Annotated in this window: 17 protein-coding genes and 1 pseudogene; 13 read left to right on the top strand and 5 right to left on the bottom strand. The window is 60.8% G+C overall.

Annotation, left to right across the window (positions count from 1 at the left end):
* Positions 1–61 precede the first annotated feature (61 nt).
* The gene (gene ppsA / locus SM755_RS16405) at positions 62–2,443 is read right to left on the bottom strand and encodes a phosphoenolpyruvate synthase (RefSeq protein WP_323173609.1); all 2,382 of its coding nucleotides are present in this window, start codon (positions 2,441–2,443) and stop codon (positions 62–64) included.
* 833 nt (positions 2,444–3,276) lie between these two features.
* Between ppsA and SM755_RS16400 the strand changes: the two genes are divergently transcribed.
* The gene (locus SM755_RS16400; RefSeq protein ID WP_323173608.1) at positions 3,277–4,344 is read left to right on the top strand and encodes a Gfo/Idh/MocA family oxidoreductase; all 1,068 of its coding nucleotides are present in this window, start codon (positions 3,277–3,279) and stop codon (positions 4,342–4,344) included.
* Between the two features lie 38 nt (positions 4,345–4,382).
* On the opposite strand, the gene SM755_RS16395 is transcribed toward SM755_RS16400, so the two are convergent.
* Positions 4,383–5,180: an aldolase/citrate lyase family protein gene (locus tag SM755_RS16395; RefSeq protein WP_323173607.1), complete on the bottom strand. Its 798-nt coding sequence runs from the start codon at positions 5,178–5,180 to the stop codon at positions 4,383–4,385.
* A 470-nt stretch (positions 5,181–5,650) separates the two neighbouring features.
* Between SM755_RS16395 and SM755_RS16390 the strand changes: the two genes are divergently transcribed.
* The 5 genes and pseudogenes from SM755_RS16390 to SM755_RS24495 form a co-directional block, all read left to right on the top strand.
* Positions 5,651–6,973, top strand: coding sequence for an extracellular solute-binding protein (locus SM755_RS16390; RefSeq protein ID WP_323173606.1), 1,323 nt, complete (start codon positions 5,651–5,653; stop codon positions 6,971–6,973).
* A 22-nt stretch (positions 6,974–6,995) separates the two neighbouring features.
* Positions 6,996–7,940 (top strand): sugar ABC transporter permease, encoded by a 945-nt coding sequence (locus SM755_RS16385; RefSeq protein ID WP_323173605.1) that lies wholly within the window; start codon positions 6,996–6,998, stop codon positions 7,938–7,940.
* A gap of 2 nt (positions 7,941–7,942) precedes the next feature.
* Positions 7,943–8,851: a carbohydrate ABC transporter permease gene (locus tag SM755_RS16380; protein WP_323173604.1), complete on the top strand. Its 909-nt coding sequence runs from the start codon at positions 7,943–7,945 to the stop codon at positions 8,849–8,851.
* Positions 8,852–8,905: 54 nt separating this feature from the next.
* Positions 8,906–10,063 (top strand): ABC transporter ATP-binding protein, encoded by a 1,158-nt coding sequence (locus SM755_RS16375; RefSeq protein ID WP_323173603.1) that lies wholly within the window; start codon positions 8,906–8,908, stop codon positions 10,061–10,063.
* A 148-nt stretch (positions 10,064–10,211) separates the two neighbouring features.
* Positions 10,212–10,343 (top strand): annotated as a pseudogene (locus SM755_RS24495) (universal stress protein); the annotation flags it as partial.
* Positions 10,344–10,394: 51 nt separating this feature from the next.
* On the opposite strand, the gene SM755_RS16370 reads toward SM755_RS24495, so the two are convergent.
* Complete coding sequence (locus tag SM755_RS16370; protein WP_323173602.1) at positions 10,395–11,162, bottom strand: IclR family transcriptional regulator; 768 nt, start codon at positions 11,160–11,162, stop codon at positions 10,395–10,397.
* Between the two features lie 205 nt (positions 11,163–11,367).
* Between SM755_RS16370 and SM755_RS16365 the strand changes: the two genes are divergently transcribed.
* The 3 genes from SM755_RS16365 (at position 11,368) to SM755_RS16355 (ending at position 15,737) form a co-directional block, all read left to right on the top strand.
* Positions 11,368–12,867, top strand: coding sequence for a CoA-acylating methylmalonate-semialdehyde dehydrogenase (locus SM755_RS16365; protein ID WP_323173601.1), 1,500 nt, complete (start codon positions 11,368–11,370; stop codon positions 12,865–12,867).
* A gap of 433 nt (positions 12,868–13,300) precedes the next feature.
* Positions 13,301–14,539: a mandelate racemase/muconate lactonizing enzyme family protein gene (locus SM755_RS16360; RefSeq protein ID WP_323173697.1), complete on the top strand. Its 1,239-nt coding sequence runs from the start codon at positions 13,301–13,303 to the stop codon at positions 14,537–14,539.
* A 178-nt stretch (positions 14,540–14,717) separates the two neighbouring features.
* Positions 14,718–15,737, top strand: coding sequence for a TIGR03557 family F420-dependent LLM class oxidoreductase (locus tag SM755_RS16355; protein WP_323173600.1), 1,020 nt, complete (start codon positions 14,718–14,720; stop codon positions 15,735–15,737).
* Between the two features lie 59 nt (positions 15,738–15,796).
* On the opposite strand, the gene SM755_RS16350 is transcribed toward SM755_RS16355, so the two are convergent.
* Positions 15,797–16,633, bottom strand: a complete 837-nt coding sequence (locus SM755_RS16350; protein ID WP_323173599.1) for an MBL fold metallo-hydrolase — start codon at positions 16,631–16,633, stop codon at positions 15,797–15,799.
* A 204-nt stretch (positions 16,634–16,837) separates the two neighbouring features.
* On the opposite strand from SM755_RS16350, the gene SM755_RS16345 reads away from it, so the two are divergent.
* The 3 genes from SM755_RS16345 to SM755_RS16335 all read left to right on the top strand — a co-directional run bounded on the left by SM755_RS16345 (position 16,838) and on the right by SM755_RS16335 (position 20,808).
* Positions 16,838–18,574, top strand: a complete 1,737-nt coding sequence (locus SM755_RS16345; RefSeq protein WP_323173598.1) for a thiamine pyrophosphate-binding protein — start codon at positions 16,838–16,840, stop codon at positions 18,572–18,574.
* Between the two features lie 113 nt (positions 18,575–18,687).
* Positions 18,688–19,842: a scyllo-inosose 3-dehydrogenase gene (gene iolM / locus SM755_RS16340; RefSeq protein WP_323173597.1), complete on the top strand. Its 1,155-nt coding sequence runs from the start codon at positions 18,688–18,690 to the stop codon at positions 19,840–19,842.
* Positions 19,843–20,004: 162 nt separating this feature from the next.
* Positions 20,005–20,808, top strand: a complete 804-nt coding sequence (locus tag SM755_RS16335) for a sugar phosphate isomerase/epimerase (RefSeq protein ID WP_323173596.1) — start codon at positions 20,005–20,007, stop codon at positions 20,806–20,808.
* A 173-nt stretch (positions 20,809–20,981) separates the two neighbouring features.
* Here the strand turns inward: SM755_RS16335 and SM755_RS16330 are convergent, their stop codons facing one another.
* Positions 20,982–22,091 (bottom strand): Gfo/Idh/MocA family oxidoreductase, encoded by a 1,110-nt coding sequence (locus SM755_RS16330; protein WP_323173595.1) that lies wholly within the window; start codon positions 22,089–22,091, stop codon positions 20,982–20,984.
* A 322-nt stretch (positions 22,092–22,413) separates the two neighbouring features.
* Between SM755_RS16330 and SM755_RS16325 the strand changes: the two genes are divergently transcribed.
* On the top strand, positions 22,414–23,502 hold the full coding sequence (locus tag SM755_RS16325; protein ID WP_323173594.1) for a Gfo/Idh/MocA family oxidoreductase: 1,089 nt from the start codon (positions 22,414–22,416) through the stop codon (positions 23,500–23,502).
* Positions 23,503–23,507 lie beyond the last annotated feature (5 nt).

Here is a 23,507-nt window from a genome sequence, read left to right as displayed (position 1 = left end):
AGGGAACGGTAACGGTGATTCCGTTCGCTGCGGCAGCCGCGAGAGGGATACGCCTATCGGGTCAGTCCGTTCTCCGTGACTCGAGCAGGAGCTTCTGTTCGACGCGCTTGACCTCGTGTTGGACGTCGCGGACAGCGTCGATGTTCGCCGAGATCGAGTTGATGCCCTCGTTAACGAGGAACTGCACCATGTCGGGCTTGGAGCCGGCCTGCCCGCAGATGCTCGTGTCGATGCCGTGCCTGCGGTAGGTCTCGATTGCGTCACCGATCAAGCGCAGGACCGAGGGGTGAAGTTCGTCAAACCGGTCGGCGACGCGTTCGTTGTTGCGGTCGACTGCGAGCGTGTACTGGGTGAGATCGTTGGTCCCGAAGGAGGCGAAATCGATGCCGATCTCGGCCAGTTTCTCGGCCGACAGCGCCGCCGCCGGCGTCTCGATCATCACGCCCCACGTGCGCTTGTCGGGGTCGATACCGGCCTCTTTTAGCAGCCCCTTCGCGCGAGAAGCGTCTTCGACATCGTTGACCAGCGGAAGCATGATTTCGACGTTGTCGTAGCCCATCTTGTAGAGTCGCCGGAACGCCTCGAGTTCGTGAGCGAACACGTCGGGGCGATCGAGTGAGCGACGGATGCCCCGGTAGCCGAGCATCGGATTGTGTTCCTCAGGTTCGTCCGCGCCACCCTCGAGTTGGCGGAACTCGTCGGTCGGGGCGTCGAGGGTTCGCACGCGGGCCGGACGCGGATAGAACTCGTCGGCGACGCCGCGGATACCCTCGACGAGTTCGGTAATGTAGTCGTCCTCGCCGTGTTCCTCGATGAACTTCGCGGGCGTCTGGTTCAGCGAGAGGATCATATGCTCCATGCGCAGGAGGCCGACGCCGTCGGCGCCGGTCGCGGCGGCGCGTTCGGCGGCCTCGGAGATGGAGACGTTGACCTTCACTTCGGTCGCGGTCATCGGCTTGACCGGCGATTGCGGGCGAACTGATTCGATCGGCTCGGCCTCCTCTTTGGATTCGACTTTCGTACCTTCAAGCACAGAGCCCTTGTCGCCGTCGAGGGTGACGACCTGGCCGTCCGCTAAGACGGTCGTCGCGTTGGTCGTGCCGACGACGGCGGGGACGCCGAGTTCGCGCGAGACGATGGCAGCGTGGCTGGTCATACCGCCCTCGTCGGTGATAATGCCCGACGCTCGCTTCATCGCGGGGACCATGTCGGGCATGGTCATCTCGGTGACAATAATGTCGCCGTTGCTAACCTTGGCCAGATCGTCGAGTTTCGTGACGATGCGCGCGGCTCCGCTGACGATACCGGGGCTCGAACCGAGTCCGTTAACGAGAACGTCACCGGAGGCGATCGGATTGGCAGTATCGTCGTTGCCGCTCTCGGCAGCTTGTACGCTACCGCTACCGTCGGTAATCCCCGTTGCGGCGTCACCGCCGGACACCTCAGCGTCGTCGCTACCGCCCTCGTCGATGGTCGTGATCGGTCGGGACTGGAGCATGTAAATATCGTCCTCGACGATGGCCCACTCAACGTCCTGGGGCTCGCTGTAGTGGTCCTCAACGCGCTCGCCGAAGTCGATCAGCGCATCGATCTCGTCGTCGATAACCCGTGCGTTTCGTTTCTCTTGCGGGACCGCTCGCTCGACAGTATCACCGATCGCCTCGTCTTTCTCGTGCATCACCTTCTTCTCTGCGACGGTGACGTCCATATCACGGTCCTCACGGTCGATAACGTAATTATCCGGTGAGACGGCACCGGAAACGACGGCCTCGCCGAGCCCCCACGCGGCCTCGATAATCATCGTCGGATCGCCTGTCGAGGGGTGGCTCGTGAACATCACGCCCGATTTCTCGGCGTCGACCATCCGTTGGACGACGACCGCGATGTTGACCGCCGAATGATCGAACCCTTGCTCATGGCGGTAGTAGATCGCTCGCTGCGTAAAGAGGGAGGCCCAGCACTCACGAACGCGATCCAGCAGATTCTCCTCGGTGACGTTCAAGAACGTCTCCTGTTGGCCCGCGAAGGAAGCGTCGGGCAGATCCTCGGCCGTCGCTGACGATCGAACGGCGACGAACGCTTCGCCTGCGCAAGACGATGTCTCGCTATCTGAGGGTTCCGACCCGTCAGTGCCGACCTCGCGATAGGAAGCGAGGATCTCTTCCCGAAGGTCGTCGGGGAAGGGGGTCTCGAGGATGAGGTCCTGTGCGCGCTCGGCAGCCTCGGCCAGCTCCGACGAGTCGTCGACGTCAGCGTCGACGGCTGCAAACAGCTCCTCATCGATTTCGGCCTCCTCGATAAACGACCGGTAGGTCCCAGCAGTCACGACGAACCCCGGTGGAACGGGCAGTCCCGCGCTCGTCAACTCGCCCAGGGAGGCACCTTTACCACCGACTGTCTCGAGGTCACTGCCACTAATCTCGTCTAACCAGAGTGTCACCATCTATGCGGATCAAACTGGTTCTGTAGTAAGGGCTTTTCGGCTTTCGGGCGCAGACTCCCCGAACGGGAGTGGGAGTATTTGCACAACGGCCAGTAGCTCGTTTGCGACGTTCAAACGACACTTCGGAATATACCGGGATAGTATACAGCGGTATGAGTGTAAATGTCCGCTGCGATTTTATACGAGAGTACGAGTGTAAATACCTGGCCGCGAACCGGCATTCGTTTCGTCAGTCACGGACCCGATCGCAAAAAGTACCGAAAAGTTCGTAGACAGATCGACCGGGTGCGCTACGATCGTTACCCCCGCTTGAACCGCACTGCTCCCGATCGAGTGACGAGTTCAGGGCTACGAGGTACGTACGGCAGGGGAAACGACCGCAGAGATGCCTTCAGAGCGGGCCGTTCGAACGTGACGAACGCGGTGATTGACCGGGAACGAACCGAGACCGACCCACTCCGGACGGTTCGAGCGAACCCTGCTGGAGACCTAGCGTGTGATCGTTACGACTGTCCACGGCGGGAACACTGACGGGTTGTTTCGTCACGAATTGCCCGCCGGCGGGATCACACACTATCGATTACCCTACGACGCAACGATAGTGGTTCGCAGTTGATCCGACGCTTGCGTTTGGAGATGTGGGAGACGGTGAGACGAAAACTTCCGGGTGATATTCGGCCGGGCGAGTCGTTCACTTCCCCGTTTCTCAGTTGTTCGTCCGTTGCAAACACGACGTGAGCGAACGATTCGCTACGAGCGAGCGCTTCTCGCGGCGATCAGGAAACGGTACCGTCGAAGGAAGCTTTTTGTAGCCCGTCTCCAAACGGGGTGGCATGAAGTTCGGTATCATCGGCTGCGGGACTATCGCACAGATCATGCACATTCCAAACATCATCGAAGTGCCGGATGCAACGCTCGCAGCGATGTGCGATCCCGCAGAGAACGTGACGGAGACGCTCGGAGACCGATACAACGTTCCAGCGGACCGGCGGTATATCGACCCGAGCCGACTGATCGAAGAGGGTGCGACCGACCTCGATGCGATCGTCGTCACCACTCCGATGCAGACCCACGCCGACATCGTTGAAACGGCGCTGGCGGCCGGGTTGGACACCCTCGTCGAGAAACCGCTCGCCGTCACACCGGCTGACGCCGACAGGCTCGCTGCGGCCGCCGAGCAAAGCGATGCGACAGCGATGGTCGCGTACAACCGGCGGTTCGAACCGGCGTACGAACGATTATCCGAGGAACTCGCCGACATCGACCACGTAGACGGTATCACGGCCTACGCCGTCGACGCTGACTTCTCGAAGTCGCTCCCGAATATCTACGATCTAGTCGAACCGGAACTCGACGCCGAGTTCATCGAACGGAGTACCGAACGCCGGCGCGAGCAGTGCAAGCAGGCCGTCGACACGACCGACGATGAACTCGCCTCGGCGTACGATTTTCAACTCGAGCACGTCTGCCACGACATCAACGCGCTTCGCGGGTTGTTCGGCGACATTGTCTCGATCGATCACGTCGACTTCGTCCGCAACGGGTATTTCGGCACCGCCCACCTCGTTTTCGAGGGCGGCGAACGGTGCGTACTCCAGACGGGGGATTCCGAACGGCACTGGCACGAGCAGTTTGTGCGTATCGACGCGCCGGACCGGATGCTCCAGCTCGAGTTCGACCATCCCTTCGTCAAGTACAACGCTGCGACGCTGTCCGTCCGGCGGGGGACGGAGGAAACGATCGATTCTCAGTTCAGTCCGACCCGCGAGGAGAGTTTCAAACGGGAGTTAGAGCGGTTCATGGCGTGTGCCTGCGGCGAAGCGGCGGTACAAACTCCGTTCACCGAGGCGCGAGACGATATCAAACTGATCGCCTCGCTGTTCACGCAATCTCGGGATTAACCACCACTTCGCGCGGCATTATGGCAAAATAATTGATTTTAGTCTTCGCTCATCGAGGCCGCCGTATGCTGTGCTACCGTTTCTTCGTAGCGTTGGCGAATCCGCTCGTTGGCGGCCGACAGGTGACTTGTATCTTTCCCGACGATCAGGAAGTCGAAATCCTGCTCGACTCGCGTTTCGATGTCGGTCGGATCAACGACGAGCGTCCCGACCGGAATGCCGGCGGCATTCCCGGCATTGACGACGTGGTTGATCGCGGCATCAAGGCTGTCGTTCTCCCATTCTCCGAAGATTCCGAGATTCGCGGAGAGATCGGCCGGCCCGACGAAGACGGCGTCGATACCGTCGACCGCGGCGATCTCTCGAGCGTTATCAAGGCCCGTCTGCGTCTCGATCTGAACGACTGTGGTGATCGAGTCGTTGGCGTTTTTAAAGTATTGCTGAAAATCGTCGCCGTACGTGGAGGCGCGACCCGACGCGACGCCACGAATACCAGTTGGTGGATAGGTAACCGCTCGGACGATGTCTCGGGCTTCATCGGCCGTTTCGATTCTCGGGACCATTATTCCGGCAACGCCGATATCCAAAACACGTTTGATCCGAACGGGATCGTCCGATGGTACTCGAACGATCGTCTTTGTGTCCCCATCGGCAGCATCGACCCCGCGAGACATGTTTTCGACCGTTTCCAGGTTCAACGTTGTGTGTTCGGTATCGATGAGAACGAAATCGAAACCGCGTGTTGCTGTTACTTCTGCGACGGTCGGATGACCGATCGAGAGCCACGCACCGACGAGATTTGTTTCGGTTCTGAATTTATGTTTTAGTTTTGTCATAATCTGGTCAAGGCGTATCGCTCTCCGGCGCAGTCAACGGGATAGCTTGCCCGTCGACCTGACCCGAGAATGTGTCCTTATCTAGCGTGCTCCTGGTTTCGTGAATCAGGCATAAATACTTAACCCTGTACCGAACCGGTTCGGCTGAGCGCAGTAGCTATCCGAAAACAAACTGGATAATGCGAGCGTACAAATCCGAATGCCGAATACAACCGGCTGATATCGTCGATCGACCAACCACTGGTTGAGTGACCGACACGAGAGCCCGCGTCAACCTCGGCTTGTTCCTTTACGCGAGGAGCACAATCGGATCTACTTCTCGTTCGAGTCGCGTTAGTGAACACTGCGTGGTGGTGGAAGTATACAAGGTGGATCATTTACCACATGATTTATGTTGGGGGACGATACACATTGCCATTATGCCAACTGGTGGCAAGACACAGAATAGAAGCGACAGTACTGAGCGTAGCATGACGACGCAGGCCACGGATCGAAACTCGCGCCGACGGTTCCTGACCGGTGTTGCCGGTGCGACAACGGCGATCGGACTGGCCGGCTGTCTCGGTGGGGGAGGAAGCGGCAGCGGTGCCGATGTCAACATTATCGCCGTTTCGGGAGAGGGCGAACTCGTACAGGACCTGATCAACGACTACGTCGAGGAGGAGACGGAGCTCTCGATCGAAGTCACGATCTTTCCGTACGCGAACCTCTACGAGCGAGTCAGCAGCGTGCTAACGACCGGGGGGACGGGATACGATGCGATCCTGATGGACGACACCTGGTTCCCCCAGTTCGCGACCTACCTCGACCCGCTCGAGCAGTGGCTCCCCGACGGACTGCCCGAGGATCAACTCATCGAGACGACGGTCGACATCACGACGTGGCCGACGCCCGGAGCCCCGACGGTTCCGTCCGCCGAAGGGATGGACGAGACGGTTCGCGGACAAGTCGTTGTGGGGAATACGCAGATGTTCGTCTACAATACCTCGTACTACGAGGAGGTCGGCGAGGAAGAGCCGGAAACCTGGGACGACGTGGTACGCGCCGGACGGAGTATCAACGACGAGGTCGACGGCGCAAACGGGTACGTGATCCGCGGTCAGCGCGGCAATCCGGCCAACACGAACTTCATGAGCATCGGGTGGTCGAACCTCGGGAACATGTTCAACGACGACTGGGAGTATCAGTGGGACACTGGCGAGGGCGAAGACGTAGTCAGTTTCTTCGTCGAGGAACTGCGATCGATCTCGCCGGACGGCGTCGGATCGTTCAACAGCGATCAGGTGCTGAACCGAATCGGGGACGGCTCCGCTGCACAGGGAATGGCGTGGCCGGCCGCGGCGTCGACACTGCTCGACGACGACACCGAGGAAGCGGACAACCTGGAGTTCATCCCGATCCCAGAAGGGGACGAGCAGCAAGCTCCGATGCAGGGCAACTGGCTGCTCGGTATCAACTCGAACGTCTCCGATGGTCGGAAGGAAGACGCCGGCACGGTCATTCAGTCCATCATCTCCAAGGAGGCACAGAACCGCTACGTGGAACTCGGCGGTGTCCCCTTCCGACACGATACGTTCGAGGACAACATGGACGCGCAACCGTGGTTCGAGGCGCTGTATGAAAGCCTGCAAAACGCCAAGCCGCGACCACGGACTCCGCTCTGGAACGAAATCGACGTGACGCAGGGTGAGAACCTCAACAGCGCACTGACCGGCGATATGAGTCCCGCGGAAGTCGTGAGTGAAACCAGGAACGAGGCCGAATCGATCCTCGAGAACGCGGGGTACTACTAGATGCCGCTAACGGGATCAAACAATGGCAACTGAAACAGGGACGGACGTGCGTTCGACGGCCGACCTCGAGGAGCAATTAGGCATGGAGAAGTCGATCCGGGAACGCGTGCTTCTATGGATCGACGAGCGGCTGAAATGGCTCATGACCCTCCCGGCCGTGTTTCTCCTGTTCACCCTGACGTTCTACCCGCTCTTGCGCGCGCTCCAGATGTCGACACAGCAGTACATGCCCGGTGGACGGACGGTCTACGTCGGGATCGAGAACTACGTTACCCTACTGGACAATGCCGCGTTCATCGACTCCCTCTTGGTGACCGGGAAGTTCATCGGGCTGGCAGTCGGCCTCGAGTTCGTGCTCGGGTTCGGAATCGCGCTTCTGTTGAACAAGAAGATCCAGATGCGCGGACTGTGGCAGACACTCATCTTGGTTCCGATGATACTTTCACCGACGGTCATCGGGCTGATCTGGCGGCTCATGTACACGCCCGACGGCCTCCTCGACTTCATGGCCGCGCCGTTTATCGGGGGCAACGTCGGCTGGATTAGCAATCCCGACGTCGCGTTGTACGCCATCGTCATAACCGATGTCTGGCAGTGGACGCCGCTCGTCGTGTTGGTCATCTTCGCGGGCCTGCAGTCCGTTCCGGGCGACATTCAAGAGGCGGCGATCATGGACGGCGCGCCGCGCTGGCGGCGATTCATCGACATCGTGTTCCCCTACCTGAAGTCGCTGATCGTCCTCGTGTTGATTATTCGCGTCGTCGACGCGCTACGCGTGTTCGCAAAGGTCTACATCCTGACCCGCGGGGGGCCATCAAACGCGACGAACGTGATCAGTATGGAAATGTACCGGACGGCGTTCCGGTTTAACAACTTCGGCCAGGCGTCGGCGATGGCAATATCGCTGCTGGTCGTCGTGCTCATCCTGGCGATGAGCTTCGTCAAAATCGCCGATATCGAATTCTAACCATGGCAACAGACCAACAACCGGACGTTCCGTTCAAGGAACCGTCTCGACTCGAGAAGATACAGGAGAGCGTGGCGGAGAAGGGCATCAGCAAGGCAATTATCTACGGACTGCTCGGGGTCTTCCTCGTCTGGACGCTGTTCCCGGTCTACTGGCTCGTCTCCGGTGCGCTCAAATCGCGGCAGACGCTGCTGGCGTTCCCGCCGACGTGGATCCCGACCGAATTCCGGGTGGGGAACTTCGTCCAGTTGTTCACCCAACGGCCCGAGTTCATTCAATACGTATTCAACAGCGTCGTCGTCACGGTTATCACGACGATCATCGCGACGACAATCGGGGCGGCGGCAGCATACGGGTTCGTCACCTTCGACTTCCCGTACAACCTGGATTTCCACCTGCCGTTTTACATTCTCTCAACGCGGTTCATGCCACCGATCGTGACGATCATCCCGCTGTTCGTCATCTTCCGGAACGTCAAGCTAGTGAACACGCTGTACGGACTCATCTGCGTGTACGTTATGTTCAACATCCCCTTCGCCGTGTGGATGATGAAAGGGTTCTTCGACGAGGTGCCGGACAGCCTCGTCGAGTCCGCGATGTTGGACGGACACACTCACATCGGGGCGTTCTTCAAGATCGTCCTGCCGCTGGTCAAACCCGGATTGCTCGCCTCGGCGATCTTCACGACGATCATCACCTGGAACGAGCTCCTGTTCGCAATTATCTTGACGCAGGACGTCACTGCGATGACGCTGCCGGTCGGCCTCTCGTCGTTCGTCACGAAGTACTCGGTCCAGTGGATCAACGTCAGCGTCGCCGGAACGATCGCGCTCATTCCGGTCCTCGTGTTCGCATTCGTCGCGCGGCAAGAACTCGTTCGCGGATTCAGCATGGGGGCCGTCGGCAAATGATGCACAGCACACGAACGAAACGGACGCGAACGCAACTCACGGAGGAATACAACAATGGTTAACGTCGAATACGACGCAGTCGAAAAGCGGTACGGAGAGACGATCGCGATCGAGGATATCAACCTCACCGTCGAAGACGGCGAGTTCGCCATCCTTCTCGGGCCGAGCGGCTGCGGGAAGACGACGACGCTGCGCTGTCTCGCCGGCCTCACCGAACCGACCAGCGGGACGATCACGCTCGGCGACTACGACGTCACCGACGTACATCCCAAAAACCGGAACGCTGCGATGGTGTTCCAAAACTTCGCGCTCTACCCGCACATGACCGTCCAGGAGAATATCGGCTACCCGCTCAAAGTCGCGGGCGTCGATGCTGCTGTCCGCGAAGAGCGCATTCGAGAGGTCGCGGAGATGCTCGAGATTCCGGAGTTACTCGATCGGGATATCGACAACCTAAGCGGCGGACAGCAACAGCGCGTCGCGCTGGGTCGGGCGATCATCCGCCGTCCATCCGTCTTCCTCATGGATGAGCCGCTGGCGAACCTCGATGCGAAATTGAAGCTGAGTATGCGCAGTCGGATCAAGGTACTCCAGCGCGAACTCGGTATCACGACGCTGTACGTGACCCACGACCAGGAGGAAGCGATGTCACTGGGTGACAAGCTCATTGTGATGGACCAGGGACACATCCAACAGATCGGGTCGCCAGATGAAGTCTACCACGAGCCCGAAAATAGGTTCGTCGCCGGATTCATCGGCTCGCCGTCGATGAACTTCATCGACGTCACGATTGACGAATCGGGCACGGTTCGCTCGACGGACGCCGTCGACGGATTCGAGTACCGGCTGGAGGCGGGTGTCGCCGACCGATACCGTGACCACGATGAGATCACCCTGGGAATTCGCCCGCAATACTTCATTGTCCATACGGAGCCGGTGGATAACGCGATTCGCGGTCAGGTCAAGGTAACGGAGCCCCAGGGCGACGATCAGATTATCGACGTGCTCGTCGGCGACGAGGATGGCGGCCACGTCGAACTCACCGTGAAAGCGCCGAGTACCGTCGAAGCCGTGCGAAACGAGGATATCTGGCTCACGGTAGACGATCCGCTCGTCCACGGGTTCGATAGCCGGTCCGGCTCCCGGCTCGATGACGGCGACGTCGCGCGGACGAAAGCGAGCAAACAGCACGCCGAATCGACGTCTGATTGATCGGATCGCGATCGTTTCCAGTCTCCCAGCTGTCCAGTGGCTTTCCGGTTGCAAACTACGTCTCTCCGAGCGGCGGCGTCTGGTGACGAGTTCGCCGCGGTGTTCCGAACCGGGCGGCTGGTCTGCCGTCGGGAGACAAAATGCGTTCGTGTCGCCGGCCGATGCAGTCGACGCCGATCTGGCGTTCGTTCAGGGCCGGTGTCGCACGGCCGACAAGGCGCTTTTCGGCAGTACCTCCCAGACGGTCGTTCTGAACGCTACCTGCCCCGTCACGTTCGTTTCAGAGGAATCAGCAGCCGGTCGTTCGAGCGGATCGGAAACGAAAGCGGAGTCAGGAGAACTTGGAGTTGATCTCGATCACGTTCGCAGAGCGTGTGACCATGTTGGGAAGTTCCTCTCGGTATCGGTCGCCCGTCATCCGACTCGACGGCCCGGAGATGCTCACGGCACCGAGCACCTCGTTTTCGTCGGCCTTTACCGGGGCTGCGACACACCTGAGTCCCTCGATCTTCTCCTCGTCGTCGAACGCATACCCGCGCTCTCGGATCGTTTGAAGTTCCTCGAAAAGCTCGTCGCGACTGGTAATCGTTTGCGAGGTGTACTCCGGTAATCCGTGCCGCTCGATGATCCGTTCGATGCGCTCGCGTGGGTAGTGGGCGAGAATCACCTTTCCGAGCGAGATACAGTGGAGGTACTCCCGTTTACCGATCGACGAGGCCGTCTGTACGGCCCGATCGCCGCCGTCCTTGTAGAGGTACACTGCGCGGCCGTGTTCCTCCGTCGCGAACTGAACCAGTTCGTCGGACTGTTCGGCCAAGTCGGCCAGCTCGTCGGTCACGACACCGTAGGTTCCCAGCCGCCTTTTGACACCCTCACCGAGTTCGAGGTACCGGAGACTGAGCTGGTAAGCATCGCCGTTCTTGACGACGTGTTCCTGCTCGAGTAGCGTCGCTAGATGGCAGTGAATCGTCCCCTTGGATCGACCGAGCTCATGCGCGATTTCCGTAATCCGTGCGCTATCGTGTTCGTGCAGGTAATCGATGATCTCAAGCGTAATCCCCACCGCTTGAATCGTCCTCGGTTCCGTCGTCTTTGTCATGCGAGATGCAAGCACACCGGCCCACTAAATTGTTTGTGTCTGCCAAACAAATCGTCGATTGACTCTTTCAAACGCTCTTGCCGATCACAATACCCGGTCGGCCGGTTAGCCCGTGAATCGCCAAACCGGGGCGAGCGGGGACGTGACCGTCTCGCGGTAGAGCGAACGTAATGTATTTGTGTCCGTACCGCAACCACTAATCCGTATGTCCGAGCAACGAGAGCGAGCCGTTTCGCCAGACGTTCGTAACCGCGTCGACAACTACGTCGGTGGGGAGTGGACGACGCCCGCCAGCGAGACCACCCAGCCGGTGCTCGATCCGGCGACGAGAGACGAACTCGCGACAGTCGAGTATTCGACCGTAGCAGCCGTCGACGACGCAGTCCGGACGGCTGATGAGGCCTTCGAGGAGTGGCGACGGACGCCCGTCGTCGAACGAGTTCAGTACCTCTTCGAACTGAAGACCGAACTCGAGAATCGGCTTGACGAGATTGCGATCGCGCTGTCTCGCGAACACGGAAAGACCGTCGCAGAGGCCCGCGGCGAGATTCAACGCGGCATCGAGAACGTCGAGGTAGCCTGCGGAATGCCGAACATGATGCGGGAGGGAAGCGGCAACGTCGAAGACATCGCACCTGGTATGGACGAGTACGCCGTCCGTCAACCGCTCGGCGTCTTCACCGCCATCACGCCCTTTAATTTCCCGGCGATGATTCCGCTCTGGTTCCTGCCGTACGCGGTCGCATCCGGCAACACGTTTATCCTCAAACCCAGCGAGAAGGTCCCGTTGAGCTCCCAACTCATCTTCGAGGCCGTCGATGCAGTCGATTTCCCCGACGGAGTCGTCAACCTCGTCAACGGCGGGGCCGACACGGTCAACGCGCTGCTCGAGCACGACACCATTGAGGGCGTCTCGTTCGTCGGCAGTTCCCCCGTCGCCAAGCACGTCTACGAAACCGCCGCCGAGCACGGGAAGCGCGTGCAGGCACAGGGGGGCGCGAAGAATTACGCCGTCGTCACCGAGCACGCCTCGATCGACGACGCCATCCCGAACGTCATCGGCTCCGTCTACGGTAACGCCGGCCAGCGATGTCTCGCCAACGACGTCGTCGTCGGTGTCGGCGATGTCTACGACGAACTCCGCGAACAGCTCATCGACGCTGCCGAGAATCTCACCGTCGGTGCTGGCGTCGCCGACGGCACCGATGTCGGACCCCTGATTACGGGCAACTCGCGCGACCGAGTGCTCGATCTGATCGACACTGCGATCGACGAGGGAGCCGAACTCGTCCTCGACGGTCGTGACTTCGAACATCCTGACGAGGAACTGGACGGGCACTTCCTCGGTCCGACGCTCCTCGAAGGCGTGACGACTGACATGGAGATCGCACAGGAGGAGATTTTCGGGCCGGTGCTGTGTCTCGCCGACGCCGGCGACTTAGACGAGGCGATCGAGATGGTCAACTCAACGAAGTACGGCAACGCGTCCTCAATTTACACCGAATCCGGTAGCGAAGCGCGCCAGTACAAGTACGAAGTCAATGCGGGGAACATCGGCGTCAACGTCGGTGTCTGTGCACCGATGGGCTTCTTCCACTTCGGCGGGCGGAAGGCGTCGTTCTTCGGTGACCTCCACGCCCAGGGCGAGGACGCGGTCAACTTCTACACCGAAAAGACGGTACAGATTGAACGGTGGTACAGCTAATACTCGATCGCACCGACCGACATAACAATCGATAATCAAGTGCGACCGCTGATCTAGTGGTTCTTTTGGGGATCCGTGCGACGAATGCCGAATCTACAGTGCGCACTCTTCCTAGCAGGGATCGGCGAGGTCGACGATGAACTCGTTTTCGGTCACCGGAAGCTATAACAAGCGTCTCCTCAATCGACTTGATAATGCGACTCGCTCCCAACGGCCGTGGTTTGACTGCCGCGACGCCGCCGCAGAACGCCGACGGCAGTCGGTGCGAGTTGCACTGCTCTTGTCTGCCGTACGGAGCGAGACCGGCACGAGGTGCCGTACCTCGCCGGTTCGGACATGCGGCCGGTTCGTCGCGGGCGTGCTCCGCGATGGAATCGCGATCGGGAGACCAGAGATGACTGCGGAACGCGGCCAGCAACATACGACACAGATCATGTACGAGGACTTTGCATCAACACTCGCGGCGACGATGTGGACAGACTTCGACGAAGAACCCGAACGGGACGGACCGACGGCTGAGATAACGGATGTCGACTCCTTCGTCATCGACGGCAATTTCCCGTGGACGATCGTCACGCTCGAGACTGACCAGGGAGTGACGGGAATCGGCGAAGCCTACCCTTCACCGGGCGTTCACGAGATCGTCACAGACTACCTCCGACCCGTACTCGTCGGTGAGAACCCGCTCGACGTCGAGCGACTCTACAACCTCATGCGCGAGAGCCTCTCGGGTCGAGGATCGCAGTGGGGCATCGGAACGATTGCCATCAGCGGTATCGAGATCGCGCTTTGGGACGCGGCCGGGAAAATCCTCGACCAGCCAATCTACCAGCTGCTCGGCGGGAAGACCCGCGACGAGGTTCGCGTCTATGCCGACTGTCACGCCGGCGAAGCGATGGTCTCCTCGGCCGAGGAGGGCCAAGCGGAAACGACCTACGAACCCGAAGCGTACGCGCGGGCCGCTCGGCTGGCGGTTGACGACGGTTTCGACGCCGTCAAATTCGATCTTGACGTTCCCTCCGGCCGCGACATAGACACGCTCTCGAGGCACTTCGATCCGCCGGAGATCGAACACAAACGGTCCGTCGTCGAAGCCGTCACCGACGAGGTCGGCGACGACGCCGAGGTCGCGGTCGACCTTCACTGGAACTTCAGCCCCGAAACCGCCGAACGGCTCTGCCGGGCCATCGAACCCTACGACCTCGCCTGGGTCGAAGACCCGCTTCCACCCGAAAATACCGACGCGATGCGAGAGCTGAAGCGATCGACCGACGTCACGCTGCTGACCGGCGAGAACCGCTACGGGCGTCACGGATTCCGCGACCTGATCGAAGAGCAGGCGGTGGACTTCCTCGCTCCCGACGTTCCGAAAACCGGCGGTATCGCTGAGACCAAAAAGATCGCAGATATGGCCGAAGCCTACTACCAGGCACTGATCCCGCACAACATCGGGAGCCCGGTCGCGACGATCGCGACCGCCCACGTCGGCGCGACGGTCCCGAACTTCGTCGCCCTCGAGTATCACGCCCGTGAAGTACCGTGGTGGGACGATCTCGTCGCACGGGACGAGCCACTCATTCAGAACGGACGCCTCAGTGTCCCGGACGAGCCGGGGCTCGGTATCGAACTCGACTGGGACGCCGTCGACAAACACCGGAAGGCGCGGTCCTGACTCGACGAACTCGACGACTACACGGATCGGTAGTCCGTTCGGGTACTATACCACCCTGATGGAAGACCCCAGATAAACTCACTGCGGCTCTCCTCGATACGAAACGCGTGCTCGCTCGGTTCCGATCGACATCCGAGCACAAAACCTAATGCACGGTCCTCCGTACTGTCAGGTGACGATGGTTAGAATCGATTACATGGCGCATCAGGAGCAGTACGATCCATCGACGCTGTTAGAATACGGGGAACACGCCACGAACAGCGGTTACGAAACCGTCTGGACGTCGGATCACTTCCACCCGTGGTTCCACACGAAGGCCGACTCCGGGTTTGCGTGGTCTTGGCTTGGCGCCGCCACGGAACGGCTTGACGGCCCGATTGGTACCTGCGTGACGCCCGCGACGGGACACTACCATCCTGGAATGATCGCACAGGCGTTCGCCACGCTCCAACACCTTCACGACGACCGGGTGCTGCTCGGTCTCTCCACCGGCGAGGCAATGAACGAGACGCCGCTCGGGTTCGATTGGCCCGAGTACCCCGAACGCCGGGACCGGCTCGAGGAAGCCCTCGAGATCATCCGCGCACTCTGGGGCGACGACGAGTGGGTCAGCGACGACGTCAGCGAGCGGATCGACGGGGAGGGATTCGTCACCTACGACGGGGAGCGATTCGAACTCGACGACGCGAGGCTATACACGATGTCCGAGACGTCGCCGGAGATCCACATCGCGGCCAACGGACCGAGCACCGCTCGGCTTGCGGCGCGATACGCCGACGGATTCGTCACCGTCAAAAAGGGTGAAGAGTTCACAGACCGGCTCTACCCCGCGATTCGTCGGTACGCCGAAGAGGAGGGAAACGATCCGGACGCGATCGAAACGACACTGCTCGTGACCGCGTCCTACCACCCCGACTACGAACGAGCGTTGGAGGCGACGCGGCCGTGGTGGGCGACGACCCAGAACGTCTTCGACCGGGCGATGGCGAACCCGAAGGAAATCGAGGCGGAAGGTGAGAAGGCGACCCGCGAAGAAGTCGAAGCGAAGTTCCTGATCGCCGACGATCCGTCAACGATCGCGGCCCAGCTCGAAGCGTACGCCGAGATGGGCTTCGATCGGATCGCGGTTGCCAACACCAGCCCGGATCCCGAGCAACTATTTGAAGTGATGAACGACGACGTAATCCCATCGCTGTGACTATCGGTGGCCCCTCGCTGACGCCGTAGCTCTCCAACTGGTTGGGACAGTCACTCGGCTCAGAGTTCGATGTGATCCCCGATTTCGGCGATCTCGAGGCGTCGAGGATGCTCGAAGCTTCGAGCGTGATCGCGAAGGGCAGTCGGATTCGCCGTCAGCCGCTTCCACATATCCCAGTGGCTCGGGAGCAGTCGGTCGAGCCTGAGATCCTGTGCGGCCTCGATACACTGGTTTCCATCGTTGTACCACTTCGTCACGGTCGGTACTCCGGTCTCTCGGTCCGGCATCATTCCGACGGTACCGAAGGCTAATACGCCGAGGTCGAGATCGTATCGCGAACCGATCTCGGCGAACGCATCAGCCGGTTTCGAATCGCCGCCGTGGAAAAACGTGCCGGCCTCGTGTTCGACGACGTACGTGACCGGATGGCTCGCATCGGGATCGTGGGCCGGTTCGACGTGGATCCGAAACTCACCGACATCGAACGACATCCCCTCGGCGACCTCGGTCAACTGTTCGTCGGAGATATCGTAGGCGGCCGGCCACGTCTCGTCTTCCCGAGCGACGGCAACCGCGTCGTCCGGTCCGTAAAACGACGCGCCCGTATTCGCGAGTATCGGTGCCTGCGACGGGCCGTGGACGTGGTCGACGTGTTCGTGGGTCGCGAGAATTGCGTGCGCACCGCGGATGGCCGATGGCTCGAACGGGACCGGGAGCATGCGAATCGTTCGCGGCGGATCCCCGTTCCCGAGATACGGGTCAATGAAGATCGTCGTCCCTCCGCTTCCCTTGAGAGCGAACCCGTTGCAACCGAGATACCAGACGGCGACGCCGACAGGATCTGCCGATTCAATCGCTCGCGGGAGCCACGACCCCCAGTCGCTGTGAATGACCATACGACTACGTGACTCCGGTATCGACCAAGAGCGTATCGATCCCTGCGACGGTTCTACGGTGCTCTTGACTCCCACTCGCACCGCACGAGACAACCGTCGTATGGTACCCTCCGCTTCCGTCTCGGCCACTCGTCGGATTGCAGTCATGGATAGATCGACACGCGAGGGCGAATGTTTATGTCACAGCGTGGTAATCCATTGAATATGCCCATGCTTACCGGCGGCGAGGTCGTCGCCAAGTATCTGGAAAAGGAGGGCGTAGAGTATCTGGTCGGTATCCCCGGTCACGGAAGCACGAACCTGCTCGACGCGTTCAACGACTCCGACGTCGAAGTCATCCAGCCGCGACACGAACAGGGCGCGACCCACCTTGCGGACGGCTATGCCCGCGCGTCCGGCGACCCGCTCGCGGTCTTCACTTCGATTGGACCGGGGGCGACGAACACCGTCACGGGCGCTGCAACGGCCTACGTCGACTCGATCCCGATGGTCATCTTCACCGGAGCGCCACAGACTCACGAGTACGGCCAGGGGATCCTGCAGGAACTCGACCGGCAGAAACCCGGCGACTTCCCGAGCGTGATGGAACCAGTGACCAAACGGAGTTTCGTCGCGCGGGACATTGAACAGCTCCCTCGAATCTTGCGGCGCGCGTTCCAGATCGCTGTCACGGGTCGGCCGGGTCCCGTCCACGTCGACATCCCGATGGACGTCCAGGGGAGCGCCGCGGACGTCGAGATTCCAGACCCCGAGGAAACACGCACGCATAGCCGACCGGGCGGCGACCCCGAATCGATCGAAGAGGCCGCGGACCTGCTCGCCGACGCCGATCGACCCGTAATTGTCCCCGGTGGCGGCTGTATGCTCGGTGAGGCCTGGGACGAGGTCCAAGCGCTCGCCGAGCACCTGAAAGCGCCCGTCATTCCAACATTTCAGGCGAAGGGAATCATCCCCGAAGACCACGACCTCTTCGTCGGGTACGCAGGCTGGATCGGCTCGTCGGCCGGGAACGAACTCGCGAGCAACGCGGACGTCGTCCTCGGGATCGGCTGTCGGTTCTCCGACCTGCACACCTCCTCGTTCGAACAGGGCGTTAGCTTCGAAATCCCGCCGAGCAAGCTGATCCACGTCGATATCGACAATACGGAGATCGGCAAGAACTACCCCGTCGAAGTTGGCATCCTCGGAGACGCCAAGGTCGTCACCGATCAACTCCACGACGCCGTCACCGACCGCGTCGACGAAGTCGCAACCGAGGACAACGAGTACTACGACGAGACCCAGCGTCTGTGGGCCGATTGGCAGGAGCAGGTCGAACAGCGCCACACCGACGACGTCCCCATGAGTATTTCCCGCGCGCTCGCGAGCCTCCGCGAGGCGCTGCCCCGAGAGGGTATGATCGTCTCGAGCGCGGGCCAACCCCAGGAGATCACGAATCCGGAGTTCCCGGTCTACGATCCGCAGACGAACATCTCCTGTGGCGGGTTCTCGACGATGGGCTTTGGCGTCTCTGCCGCGATCGGCGCGAAACTCGCCGAACCCGACCGGCCCGTCGTCGACATCGAAGGCGACGGTAGTTTCCTGATGTGCAACCAAGAGGTCGCCTGCGCAGTTGAACACGATATCGATGTCACCTGGGTTGTCGTCAACAACGACGGCTGGAAATCGATCCGCAACCTGCAGGTCGACAAGTACGGTTGGGACCGCGTTCTCAACACGGAGTTCGACGGTGATGTCGACTTCGTGAAGATGGCCGACGCGTTCAGCATCGAGTTCGCCGAACGCGTCGTCAAACCCGAGAACCTCACGGCAACGATCGAGGAGGCTATCAAGCACGACGGTCCCGCGTTCGTCGAAGCCGTCGTCGAACCGGACAGCGCCGACTCCGGTGCGATCATCACCGGTGAATGGGACCTCGCTGATCTCGAAGCGGACCACTGACCGCGAGAGTGATATCGGAGAACGACCAGCGAATCGACCGAGCGTCCGTCCTCGTCGATCGGAGTTGTCCCGGCACCGATATTATTATATTGGATGCCAAGAATCCCCATAGTATGCAATCCCTTGTAGTGGACGCTGAGTGGGAACCCCGCGCGGAGTACGAGGTTTCTGATGCCGAGCGCGACTCAAAGAAAGCGATGAACGCCTCGCAGGTGTGGCGAAACCCCAAATTCCGGATGACCGAGCGGGAACGGCCGACGCCGGACGATGACGAGGTGCTCGTTCGAGTTCGGTACGCGGGCATCTGCGGGAGCGACGCCTCGATGCTCGAGACGGACGATGAGGGCTACGTCCACTATTCGGCGTACCTCAGCCTCCCGAACGTGATCGGCCACGAGTTCGCAGGCGAGATCGTTGAGACGGGTGACGATGCGCAACTGTTCGAAACGGGCGATCTGGTCACTGCGGAGGTCACCGATTACTGCGGGCGCTGTGATATGTGCCGACAGGGATTCAACGGACACTGCGAGAACTTCGAACAGATCGGTTTCACGATTCCGGGTGCGTTCGCGGAGTATGTCGCCGTCCCGGAGAAACTGTGCTGGGACGTGTCGGCGCTTCGAGAAACGTACGAAACGGACGACGAGGCGCTTCGAGCCGCCGCGACGATTGAGCCGAGCACCATCACGTACCACGGGCTGTTCGCTCGAGCCGAGGGAATCTTGCCGGGGGACTACCACGTCTACCACGGTGCGGGGCCGATCGGGCTCACCGGCATGAACGTTTCGCGGGCCGCCGGCGCGGGAAAAGTGATCGCGTTCGAGCCCGCCGATGAGCGCCGCGAGATCGCCCGCAACCTCGGGCACGAACACGTCTACAACCCGATTGAACGCGCTCCGGTCGAGACGATCGCGTCGGTCACGGACGGTGCGGGTGCCGACGTCCACGTTGAGACCGCCGGTGCGGTCGGGCAGACCTACCCCTCGATCGAAGACACCCTGGCGGAGACCGCAAACGTGGTCCATATCAGCAATGCCGGCTCCGACCCCGGAATTGCGCTGCGAAAGTACCAGGGTAACAGCGCTCAGTTATACGGTTCGGAGGGACATACCGGTCAACAAGTCTACCCGCGAGTGGTCAGGTTGATGGCCGCCGGACGGCTCGACAACCGACCGATAATCACGTCGACGTTCGACCTCTCGAACGCTGACGGCGCACTCCGGCAGGCGGCGGAGCGCGTCGACGGGAAGGTCCTCATCGAGATGTAGATGTCCATCGACCGATTCCCCGGTCGATCGACGACCTCGTTTCGACGGCAGCTCGACGGACTGATTTGAGGAAGACGGTTACCGGTTGGTACTCCACGGCGGTGAATCGACATTCGTCACCAAACCACACCATTTATTATCACGCCTGGTAGTGGGTCGTGTATGGGCGTAGGATATACGACCATCATGTACGACCCAGCGGAGGTACTGTCCGAGGGCCTCGGTGACTTCGCCGCCTGCCGGTACGACGGCGTCGAGATCGGTCTCGGCAAAGTCGAATACATCGGCGTCGATTCGCTCCAGGAATCCCTCGAGGAAAGCGGCCTCAACATCTACTGTGTCATGGCCGGCTGGCTCAACAACGAAGCAGACGTCGAGGCGGCGGTCGACGGCGCCGCAATCGCGGCCGAACTCGACGCCCGCTTCCTCGGAATCTTGCCGCCACCGCGGGGTCAGGAGACCGACGAGACGTTCGACGAGTGGCTCAACCAGATCTGTACGGCGGCCGCCGACGCCGGCGTCACGCCCGTCCTCCACCATCACGGGGCCTCGCACGTCGAGAGTCCCGAGGAAATCGAAGAATGGCTTGAGCGTGCGCCGGACAACCTCGAGTTGTTGTACGATACGGCACACTACTATCCCTATGGTGATGCCATCGACGGCATCCACCGATTCGCAGACGACATCGCGTACGTCCACCTCAAGGACATCGATCCGACCGTCGATTTCCAGAGTCACGTCGATACCCTCTCCGCGGGGAACGTCCAGTACGATAGTCTCTTCGTATTCCTCACGTCGTTTGTCGATCTCGGAGCGGGCGTCATCGACTTCGAAGCCGTCGACGAGACGCTTGACGACATCGGATACGACGGACAAATCACGATCGAAATCGAGAACGAGCGCAACGACAGGCTCGTCCACGCGAAGCGCAACATCGATCACTGGAACGACGCAACCGACGCGTAAGGACGAACCGGAACCGATAGTCGAGCGGAATCGTCCCTCGTCACAATCGCTACCATACACCTTTTTGCAGCCGTTCGTGATTGCCGGTAGCGACGGCGGCGGCCGCTCAAGCGAGAACAATGGATACCACTCCGATCGAGAATCCTTTCCGGCGAGAGGGATCGAACACGCGATCAGCCGTCGGTCTCGACTGCGATCTGACGGCCTTGATCGTCACTTCGGACGATAGCGTCGACGATTCGCTGAACCGTCAGCGCCTCGCCGAAGGAAACGATATCGTCACCTTCGCCCGCGATTGCGCGGAGGAACTCGTAGTTCTCGTGGACGACCGTGTGTTCCCAGCCGATCGTGTGGCCGGCTGGCCACCATCGGTCGCCGTACGGATCGTCGTCGTCGGTAATGATTATCCGCTCGTAGCCACGCCGGTCTGCATCGTACACCTCGAGTTCATTGAGTCGCTCGAGATCGAACCGGATCGCGCCTTCGGAGCCGATGATCTCAATCGCGTTGGTAGCCTTGTGCCCCGACGCCACGCTCGAGCCCTCGAAGACACCGACCGCGCCCGACTCGAACGACGCTGTCGCGAGATAGACATCGTCGGTCGTCACTGGCCGCTTGCCGCTACCGTCCGGCGCGGGCCGCTCGTCGACGAACGTTTCGAGCCGTCCGCTAACGCGGGTGATGTTGCCGACGAGCCAGCGCGCCAGATCGATCGTGTGCGAGCCGACATCACCTACCTGCCCGTACCCCGCCCGCTCGACGTCGTTGCGCCAGACCCAGGGATGTGCAGGGTCTACCTGCCAGTCGACGAGATACTTCCCGCGGACGTGTCTGATCTCGCCGAGCGCGCCTTGGTCGACCAGGTCCTTCGCCAGCCGAAGCGCAGGGACGTACCGGTAATTGAACGCGCACGCGGCGACGGCGTCGCTCTCTCGCGCAGCCGCGACCATCCGCTCGGCGTTCCCGATGGAGGCCGCGAGCGGTTTCTCACAAAGGACGTGGACATCCGCCTCGAGCGCGGCGATCGTCGGCTCGGCGTGAAGATCGTTCGGTCCGAGATTGTAGAGAACGTCGACCTGGTCGACAAGCGTCTCCCAATCGTCGGTCGTGTGCGTGAACCCGAACCGCTCCGCGGCCGAGGCGACGCGCTTCTCGTTGCGCCCGCAGAGCACGTGCCGGTCGGTGTCCGGTGCCTCCGGGAAAAACATCGGCAGACGGGCCAGCGCGTTCGCGTGCGCTTGTCCCATGAAGCCGTAGCCGATGAATCCGACTCGAAGAGTCATCGAACTCTCCCTCCGCAGGGCGGCACAGCCTCGGCGGTCAGTTCCGTTTCGGTCCACTCCCGTTTCCCATACCGTCGGACGCTCGTTCCAATCCCGGGACTACACCCAGGAAGATTGAGAGACCACATACTGTACGGGTTGACCGCATCGTGCAAATAGATATCGGACCCCGCTCACCGACACACCGGTCCGTTGCCGATCCCACACTGAACTCGGTCCGAGTCGAAATTGGAGTCGGAGTTGGGATCGGAACGGAATCGGAATTATGGCGTTCTATCCTTTGGTAAATTATTTGTGGGATGGTACCGAATCTGCTCCTGAAATGAAGATTGGAGTCATTGGTGTCGGCGCTATCGCACAGATCATGCACGTTCCGTACCTAGCGGAACTGCCCGAGGTTGACATCCATGCAATCGCCGACCCCGGCGAGAACGTGGTCGAGTCGTTTGGAGAACGATACAACGTTTCCCACCGGTACACGGAGAGCGCGGCGCTGATCGACGACCAGGCCGACGCGCTCGACGGCGTGGTCATTACGACGCCGATGCAAACCCACGCGGAGGTGGCCGTGGCCGCCCTCGAGGCGGATTTACACTCGTTCGTCGAGAAACCGGTCGCCGTGACGCCGTCGGACGCCCAGCGGGTCGTCGACGCGGCCGCGGAAACCGATGCGACCTGCATGGTCGGCTACATGAAGCGCTTCGATCCCGGGTTCCAGCGGTTCCGATCAGCAGTCGACGAACTGTCCAATATCGACCTCGTCACTGGTACCATCATCCCGCCGAATGTGGGATCGGTTATCGAGGAGAACTACGATATCGTCTACGCCGACCTCGACGACTCCTTCATCGAGGAGAGCAACGAAACCCGCCGGCAACAGGTCGAAGAAGCCATCGGCACCAACGACGAGACGCTCTCGCAGGCGTACGACTTCCACCTCGAAAGCATCTGCCACGACATCAACGCGTTGCGATCCGTGTTCGGATCCGTCAAACGGATCGACCACATCGACGTCTTCGACGACTGGAAGTTCATCACCGCGCAACTCCGCTACGAAGGGGGCCAACGGTGTCTGTTGACGACCGGGACAAGCGACCGAAAGTGGTACGACGAGCGGATCCGCGTCGACGCTCCCGAGGGATCGGTGTCGATCGAGTTCTCGAACGCGTTCATTAAGAACACCCCATCAGACGTCCGCGCCAAACTCGGCACGGAGGAGACGACGGAGACCAAGTACACCCCATCGTCGGACGAACCGTTCAAACGCGAACTCCAACACTTCCTCGGGTGTATCGAGGGAACGGCCGAGCCCCGGACGCCACCGGAAGAATCGAAACGAGATGTCGAACTCATCGCCGATCTCATCCGGACCTACGACGAAAAAGGTATGGAGAACAGCGTCAGCCGCTAGTTCCA

The organism is Natrialba sp. PRR66, from assembly GCF_034808065.1.
Lineage (GTDB): Archaea > Halobacteriota > Halobacteria > Halobacteriales > Natrialbaceae > Natrialba > Natrialba aegyptia.
This window is presented reverse-complemented; position numbering and strand designations above follow the sequence as displayed.